General features: G+C 32.9%; 8 protein-coding genes and 1 pseudogene. 6 read left to right on the forward strand and 3 right to left on the reverse strand.

What is annotated here, in order from left to right:
* Nucleotides 1-341, forward strand: a pseudogene (locus tag BO51_RS09655) (IS1634 family transposase); the annotation flags it as partial.
* Nucleotides 342-602: 261 nt separating this feature from the next.
* On the opposite strand, the gene BO51_RS09660 reads toward BO51_RS09655, so the two are convergent.
* Genes BO51_RS09660 through BO51_RS09670 form a run of 3 tightly spaced genes read right to left on the reverse strand, consistent with a single transcriptional unit; the run spans nt 603 to nt 3289 of the window.
* A complete protein-coding gene (locus BO51_RS09660) occupies nt 603-872 on the reverse strand; it encodes a metal-sensing transcriptional repressor (protein ID WP_496486177.1) in 270 nt (89 codons plus the stop codon).
* 10 nt (nt 873-882) lie between these two features.
* The gene (locus BO51_RS09665; protein ID WP_496486179.1) at nt 883-1089 is read right to left on the reverse strand and encodes a heavy-metal-associated domain-containing protein; all 207 of its coding nucleotides are present in this window, start codon (nt 1087-1089) and stop codon (nt 883-885) included.
* A gap of 16 nt (nt 1090-1105) precedes the next feature.
* Nucleotides 1106-3289, reverse strand: coding sequence for a heavy metal translocating P-type ATPase (locus tag BO51_RS09670; RefSeq protein WP_496486181.1), 2184 nt, complete (start codon nt 3287-3289; stop codon nt 1106-1108).
* Nucleotides 3290-3470: 181 nt separating this feature from the next.
* Here BO51_RS09670 and BO51_RS09675 point away from each other — a divergent pair, with 181 nt between their 5' ends.
* The 5 genes from BO51_RS09675 to BO51_RS09695 form a co-directional block, all read left to right on the forward strand.
* Complete coding sequence (locus BO51_RS09675) at nt 3471-3695, forward strand: FeoA family protein (protein WP_496486183.1); 225 nt, start codon at nt 3471-3473, stop codon at nt 3693-3695.
* Nucleotides 3696-3712: 17 nt separating this feature from the next.
* Complete coding sequence (feoB, locus tag BO51_RS09680; protein ID WP_496486185.1) at nt 3713-5680, forward strand: ferrous iron transport protein B; 1968 nt, start codon at nt 3713-3715, stop codon at nt 5678-5680.
* A 12-nt stretch (nt 5681-5692) separates the two neighbouring features.
* Nucleotides 5693-5953: a hypothetical protein gene (locus BO51_RS09685; protein ID WP_496486187.1), complete on the forward strand. Its 261-nt coding sequence runs from the start codon at nt 5693-5695 to the stop codon at nt 5951-5953.
* A 620-nt stretch (nt 5954-6573) separates the two neighbouring features.
* Nucleotides 6574-8028, forward strand: coding sequence for a nicotinate phosphoribosyltransferase (locus tag BO51_RS09690; RefSeq protein WP_496486189.1), 1455 nt, complete (start codon nt 6574-6576; stop codon nt 8026-8028).
* A 166-nt stretch (nt 8029-8194) separates the two neighbouring features.
* Nucleotides 8195-8448 (forward strand): transposase family protein (locus BO51_RS09695; protein WP_496486191.1); only part of this gene is annotated, 254 nt, incomplete at its 3' end.

Genomic DNA, 8448 nt, shown 5'->3' on the forward strand with positions numbered 1-8448 from the left:
TTATGAAATCAGAGTTTAAGGCAAGGCCAGTTTATTTAAGCAGAGACGATCGTATACAGGCACATTTCACTACATGTTTTCTTGCATTAGTTTTATATAGATATTTAGAGAAATTATTAGATGAACAATTTACAAGTCAGGAAATTATTAATGGTTTAAGAGATATGAATTTCTACTCTATTCCAACAGAAGGATATATTCCAACCTACACGAGAACTGATTTTACTGATGCTTTACATGAGGCATTTGGGTTCAGAACAGATTATGAGATAGTAAGCATAAAAAAGATGAAAAATTATTTTAAGGAAACAAAAAAGAAGAAAACATTACGCAGTTTTTAAACAAAGCGAAAACTCTGAAGTGCACTAATTACAATGCATTCCAGAGTTTTTGTGTCTCTCAACTGTCAAAGATGGAAATATATTATATAAAAATTTTTCCATCATTTCAATACTATTTTTACCCAATTATAGAAATTTTTATCCTAAATTTAAATTATTTATTTTATTAATAAAAGGTGCGATGGCCATGGCAATATCCATTGCTGATCTTTTACAAATAAAGTTTTTAAATTAAGTAAAAATAATGGAGCTTTCGCTCCATTATTTTATATACTTATCTATTATATTTATTACTTCGTCAATTTTTTCTTTGCCTTTGTCTTCGCCTTCTAGTATGGCTGATGCCACGCAAGTTCTGATATGGCCATTTAATACATCTATGTTTGCTTTTTTTAGAAGGGCAATAGTAGATAGTATCTGAGTGGATATATCGACGCAATATCTATCAGACTCTATCATCTTAATTATTCCGTCAATCTGTCCTCTGGCTGTCTTTAGCTTTCTTAAAGCTACCTCTTTTTCTGCATTCATTTAAGATCACCTATTTTATATTTACTACATCATAGCCAGCTTCTTCGACTGCTCCTTTTAATTTCTCATCATCAAGGTTGTTTCCTTTAACTACTGCGTTTTTTTCTTCTAAACTTACCTTCACTTCTTCTACTCCCTCTACTTCTTTTAGTGCATTTGTTACTGCTTTTACACAATGCTCACATGACATGCCTTCAATTGAGATTATTTTTTCCATCTTCATTCTCCTTTCTCTATTTGAAATTCTTTAATCTTAAAGAATTGATTACTACTGATACTGAACTAAATGCCATTGCTGCTCCTGCTATCATTGGATTTAAATATCCTAATGCAGCAAATGGAATGCCTATTGTATTATAGAAAAATGCCCAGAACAAGTTTTGCTTGATAGTCCTCATTGTTTTATGGCTAAGTCTAATAGCTGTCACCACACCATTTAAATCTCCTTTTATTAAAGTTATATCCGATGCTTCGATTGCAATGTCAGTTCCTGTTCCAATTGCAAAACCGACATCTGCACTTGCTAAAGCAGGAGCGTCGTTTATTCCATCTCCTACCATGCCGACGATTTTCCCTTCTTTTTTTAAGCTTTTTACTATCTTTTCTTTGTTTTCCGGCAATACTTCAGCAATTACATTTTCAATCGACACTTCTCTGGCTATGGCTTTAGCTGTCCTTTCGTTGTCGCCTGTGATCATATAAAGCTCTAAGCCCATTTCTTTCATTTTCTTAATCGCTTCATAAGAGCTTTCTTTAATTTTGTCTGCAATTCCTATGATGCCGTTTATTTCATTATCTATTGAAACTATAATCACAGTTTGACCTTTATTCTCAAGTTCTGCTATCTTTTCTTCTATATTGTCATCTATTTCTATCAAATTTTCTTTTATCAAAGCTCTATTTCCAATAGCAACTTTCTTTCCATCATAGATTGCTTTTATACCTTTGCCGGGAATCGCATTGAATTCTTTTGTTTCATAGAATTCAATCCCCTTTGATCTTGCATATTTTACCACTGCCTCTCCCAAAGGATGTTCTGATGTGTTTTCAACAGCAGCAGTAATTTCAATCAACTTGTTTTCATCAATATCTGTTAACTTCTCTACATATACCACCTCAGGTGAACCCTTTGTGATGGTACCTGTCTTGTCTAAAACGATTGTTGTCAATTTATGAGCAAGTTCAAGATGTTCTCCAGATTTTATGAGTATTCCATGCTCTGCACCTTTGCCTGTGCCTACCATTATTGCAGTTGGTGTTGCTAAACCTAGTGCACAAGGACAAGCTATGACCAAAACGCTTACTGCATTTATAAGTCCTGTATTAAAGCTATCCAATCTCGAAAACACAATAAATGTTATTAATGCAATTCCCAAAACCACTGGCACAAATATGCCTGATATCTTATCTGCTAATCTCTGTACTGGAGCTTTAGAGCCTTGAGCGTCTTCAACCATGCTTATGATTTGAGAGAGCATAGTATCTTTTCCAACTTTAGTAGCTTTGTATTTGAAGCTTCCGGTTTTATTGATTGTCGCTCCTATTACAACGTCTCCCTCTTTCTTCTCTACAGGAATGCTTTCTCCAGTTAGCATTGATTCATCAACTGCAGATGCTCCTTCAACAACTATTCCATCAACAGGCAAGCTCTCACCCGGCCTTACGACAATAACATCTCCTACATCGATATCGTCTATTGAAATTTCTATTTCTTTTCCATCTCTATATACTCTTGCTGTCTTTGGCCTCAACTCCATAAGCTTCTTAATTGCATCAGAAGTTTTGCCTTTTGCTATAGCTTCAAACAGTTTTCCTAAGAGTATCAATGTTATGATAACAGCAGAAGCTTCAAAGTAATATTCGTGCACCCCATTTATTAAATTGTACACACTGTAAAAGTACGCTGCTGATGTTCCTAAAGAAATTAGCACATCCATATTTGCAGCTTTCCCTCTTAAGGAATGATATGCCCCTTTATAAAATCTTGAACCTATTATAAACTGGACTGGTGTTGCCAAAAGCAATTGAAAATATCCATTGGTCAGTATATTCATTCTTCCTGCCATGTGAAAGAACATTGCAATTAATAGTGGCAAAGACAGTATCGCTGAAATTATAAAAGATCTCCTCAATGATTTTATTTCTTTCTCTCTTAATAATTTAGCTTTCTCTTTGTCTTCTTCTGACAAGACTTCAGCTTTATATCCAGCTTTCTCAACTGCTTGTACAAGAATTTGATCATTCACTACTTTAGGATCATAGAAAATAAGCGCTTTATTAGATGATAAATTTACATTAGCTTTTTCTACCCCTTCTAATTTGTTCAATGCTTTCTCTACTCTGTTCGAACAAGCTGCACAAGTCATGCCCTCTATTAAAAGCGTCTTTTTTTGAAGGTTATTTTTGTTTTCTGCCACTTTATCACTCTCCTTACCTCCCCCACTGGGTGATGGTATATTTAATATACCATTTCCCAGTAAAACAGTCAACTATTTTTTTCGTCATTTATTTAACTTTTAACTTGATTTTTTGTATGATATGTATTATCATATAAATGTAAATGATAATCATTATCATGTGGCAAAGGAGGGAGGACAAATGGTATTGACTGAAATAAAACCAAATTGCAAATGCAAAATTAAAAATATATCCAAAGGTCAGATGGCAACTAAAAGATTGTATGAGCTTGGTTTAAATACCGGAGCTGAAGTAAAAGTTGAGAAAAATGATTTTGGCCCAGTAATTTTAAGAGTTTACGGTAATAAATTGGCTTTAGGCAGAGGTCTAGCAGAACAAATCGAAGTGGAAGAAGTAAATAACTAAAAGGAGACTATAATAATATGCACACAATAGCACTTGTTGGAAATCCAAATAGTGGTAAAACCACATTATTTAATGCAATCACAGGTTCTAACCAACATGTAGGAAATTGGCCTGGTGTTACTGTTGAAAAAAAAGAGGGTTTCTTTACATATAAAGATGAAAAATATACATTGGTAGATTTACCGGGTGCCTATACTCTGGGGGCTTTTTCTGAAGATGAAATTGTTGCCAGAGATTTTGTATTAAAAGGTAATCCCGATGTTGTAATAAATGTAATAGATGCAACAAATATCAAAAGAAATTTATATCTGACAATACAACTATTGGAGATGGGAGCAAATGTCGTATTAGCTTTAAATATGATAGATGAAGCTAAGTCAAAAAAAATTAATATAGATATTAAAAGACTGTCAGAAAGATTGAATGTTCCTATTGTAGAAACCAGTGCTTCCAAAAAGATCGGTGTGGATGAATTGTTAAAAGTTACGGTCGAAAGCATTGGAAGAAAAACAAAGCCGCTTGAAATTTCCTATGGCAAATACATAGATCAAGAGATTGTAAATATTCAGAAATTACTCGAAAATAAGGATTTTCTTTATCCCAAGCGATGGATGGCTATAAAAATACTAGAAAACGATAGAGAGATTATATCCCTTGTTTCAAGTGATAGCGAAATTAAAGCATATATAGATAAATTGAGAGAAGAAGACAAGATTTTCGAATTAGACATTGTAGACAAAAGATATGATTATATAAATAACATCACAAGAGAATTAATAAAAGAACCTGAAAATGTACTAACTACTACAGATAAATTTGATAAAGTACTAACTAGCTATATATTTGGAGTACCTATATTCGCTTTGATCATGGCAACTGTTTTTCAACTTACTTTCAAAATTGGGCAGGACTTCTTAGGCGGATATGTTGAAAGTTTTATAGGTTATATCGCTACACTTGTTGAAAATTTACTTATCAGTATAAATGCGCCAGAACTATTGGTATCTTTCATATCAGAGGGATTCTTTGGCGGTGTAGGAGCAGTATTAGTATTTGTGCCATTAATAGTAGTCTTGTATTTTTTCCTAGCGATATTAGAAGATACTGGATATATGGCAAGAGCCGCTTATGTAATGGACTCATTGATGAGAAAGGTTGGATTACAAGGTAAATCTTTTATTTCAATGATTGTAGGGTTTGGGTGCAATGTCCCCGGAATCATGAGCACTAGAACTTTAGACAATAAAAAAGACAGAATGATTGCGATATTGATAAATCCTTTTATGTCTTGCGGTGCAAGGCTCCCAGTCTATATGGTTTTTATAGGTGCATTCTTCCCTAAAAATGGTGGAATAGTATTATTTCTAATTTATGCTCTTGGCATAACAATGGCACTTATCATGGCAAAGGTATTCAGCAAGACTTTATTTAAAGGAGAAGAAACTCATTTTATCATGGAACTTCCTCCTTATAGATTGCCTTCAATGAACAGCGTGTTTAGAGATATGTGGGAAAAAGTATGGGAATTCTTAAAAAGAGCAGGAACTGTAATATTTTTAGTAGTTACAATTCTTTGGGTACTATCAATGCTGCCTGCTGGAGTTGAGCCTTATTCAAAAGAAAGTCTATTAGGTAGAATTGGATCTTTCTTAGCTCCAATATTTACACCTGCTGGATTTGGAACATGGCAAGCTTCGGTGAGTCTTTTTGCTGGTATTGCTGCGAAAGAAGCTATAGTAGGAACATTAGGTATGCTTTATTCTCCTATGGATCTTACTGAGGCTTTGAGGATGAATTTCACTACTCTTTCTGCCATTTCTTATATGGTAATGGTGCTATTATATACACCTTGCGCAGCTACAATTGCAACAGTCAAAAGAGAAACCAATTCAACAAAATGGGCTTTGTTCATGGCAATTTACACATTTTTATTGGGATATATAATGGCTGTACTAGTCTACCAAATAGGCAGTTTGTTCATATAACAGGAGGATATTATGTTAAAAGAGTGTTTAAAATTGATTTCTAATAAAACCGTGAAATCGACAAGGGATATCGCTAACAGGTTAGGCATTGACGAAAAGTATGCAAATGAATTGATAGACAAACTCGTTCAAATGGAATATCTATCGCGGGATAATGGTGAATTTTCTTGTGGTGGCAAATGTTTTGGCTGTAATTTAGCCAATTGTCCCTCAAATAGTATTATTACTTTTTCATTAACTGATAAGGGCAAAAAATATTTAAAAAATTTATAAAATTTTTTTAAATAAAGTGTTTAAAATATATTTTCTGGGTATAATATAGACAAATCATTATACAATAAATTATTACTTCATTAAAGTAATGATTTATATAATGGTTGATAGGACTTTGACAACTGCATCCAACTAAAATATTAAGTATCTAATTGTTGTAAAATTAGTTGCTTTTTAAAAATGTTACACTGATGATTGGTTAAGAGTATTTTAGATTTAAAAGATTTAAAATTGATGTTAATCGCAGGTAGTGTAAAATTAAGTTAGTGTAAGTAAGTTTAAGTAAATGTTTGTAGTAAACTTTATAATTTAACTAAAGACTAGATTATAAAGGTTTAAGATGTACCTGTAAATTAGGTAAATTAGTAAAACTTAATAACTTATTAAGTTAAAAGATTAGAGTTTAATCCACTTTAACTTAAATTAAGGAGTTGCTTGTTAAAATTAAAGAAAATGTGATAGAACCAAAAACTGAACGTTGGAGCAGTTGTTCAAAGTCTTATTTAAAATGAAGGGCTTTTCTAAGATGAAAATTGGAAAGGTCCTTCTTATTTTTTTAAAGTTGTATTTTACAAGCTTTGATACTATAATATAGTTAATATATGTAAAGGAGATGCACTATGGAAAAAGTAGATTGGCTGGTAAAAGAAAACCTTACCATGCTTGCGGATTTTTATGAGTTTACCATGGCTAATGGATATTTAGAAAATAATATGGAAGACAAGATAGCATATTTTGATATGTTTTTTAGAAGCATTCCAGATGATGGTGGATTTGCTATCATGGCAGGTGTTGAACAGCTTCTAGATTATCTAAACAACTTAAAATTTAGCGAAGATGATATCAATTATTTTAAAAGCACAGGGATTTTTGGAGAAAAATTCATCAATTACTTAAAAAATTTCAAATTCACTTGTGATGTATGGGCAATACCTGAAGGTACCCCAATATTCCCAAACGAACCGATAGTAACTGTAAGAGGTCCAGTAGTGCAGGCCCAGCTTGTCGAAACTATGGTTCTTTTAACTGTAAATCATCAGTCTTTAATCGCAACAAAAGCAAATAGAATCGTAAGAGCTGCTGATGGAAGGCCTGTTATTGAGTTTGGCTCTAGGAGAGCTCAAGGCTATGGCGGTGCTATACTCGGTGCAAGAGCTGCATATATTGGCGGTTGCATAGGCACTGCAAATACAATCGTAGATAGAGATTTTAATATACCTGCTCTTGGAACAATGGCTCATAGTTGGGTTCAATTGTTTCCCACAGAATTGGAAGCTTTTAAGGCTTATGCGAGAGTTTACCCAGATAATTGTACACTATTGGTAGATACCTATGATACTCTTTCACAAGGAGTTCCAAATGCAATAAGAACCTTCAATGAAGAAGTTTTGCCAAGAGGATTTAGACCAAAGGGGATAAGAATTGACAGTGGAGATATTGCATATCTATCCAAAGAAGCTAGGAGAATGTTGGATGAAGCTGGTTTTAACGATGTTAAAATAATGGCGTCTTCTAGTCTAGATGAATTTGTAATTAAGGATTTGCTTAATCAAGGTGCGAAAATTGATATGTTCGGTGTAGGAGAAAGACTCATAACAGCTCAATCCGAGCCTATATTTGGCGGCGTGTATAAATTGGTTGCTGTTGAAGAAAACGGAGAAATAGTTCCTAAAATTAAAATAAGCAACAATGTAAATAAGATAACTACTCCTGGCTTTAAACAAGTTTACAGATTTTATGACAAGAAAAACAACAAAGCTATGGCAGATGTAATAACTCTACATGATGAAAAAATCCCTGAAGATAAGCCTTATGAAATTTTCCATCCTCTATTTACTTGGAAGAGAAAGACATTAAATGACTTTTATGTAAGGCCACTTTTAGTGCAAATTTATGATAAGGGCAAATGCGTATACGATAGCCCAAATATACATGATATTAGAAAATATTGCTTTGACCAATTAGATACTCTGTGGGATGAAGTTAAGAGATTTGAAAGACCTCATGAGTACTTTGTAGATCTTTCTGAAGCACTTTGGAAAGTGAAATATGAGCTTCTCAAAAAACATAAATAACTTGCCAATTTGGCAAGTTATTTTGGTTCTATAATAAATGTTGGGGTGTAAATAAAATGCATCCCAATTTATCCTTTTTTGCAAAAAATAAAAGCACTTGTGAAATAAATCTGCTAAAATGTAGGTACCCAAATTAACTACACATAGAAAGGAGATTTATTCACAAGTGCAATACTATTTTATCAATAATTTACTAAATTTAAAAGATGTAATTATAAATAAAATTTCTAACGAGGATAATTCTATTAAAATCTATATCTCTACTAAACCTAAAGAACATATTTGCCCTGCTTGCTCTTCTAAAACTTCTAGAGTCCATGACTACAGAGAACAAATTATTAAGGATTTACCTATTCATAATAAAAATGTTTATCTCGTTCTTAAAAAACGTAGATATGTTTGCCCACATTGTAATAAAAG

This window comes from Soehngenia saccharolytica DSM 12858 (genome assembly GCF_059568515.1).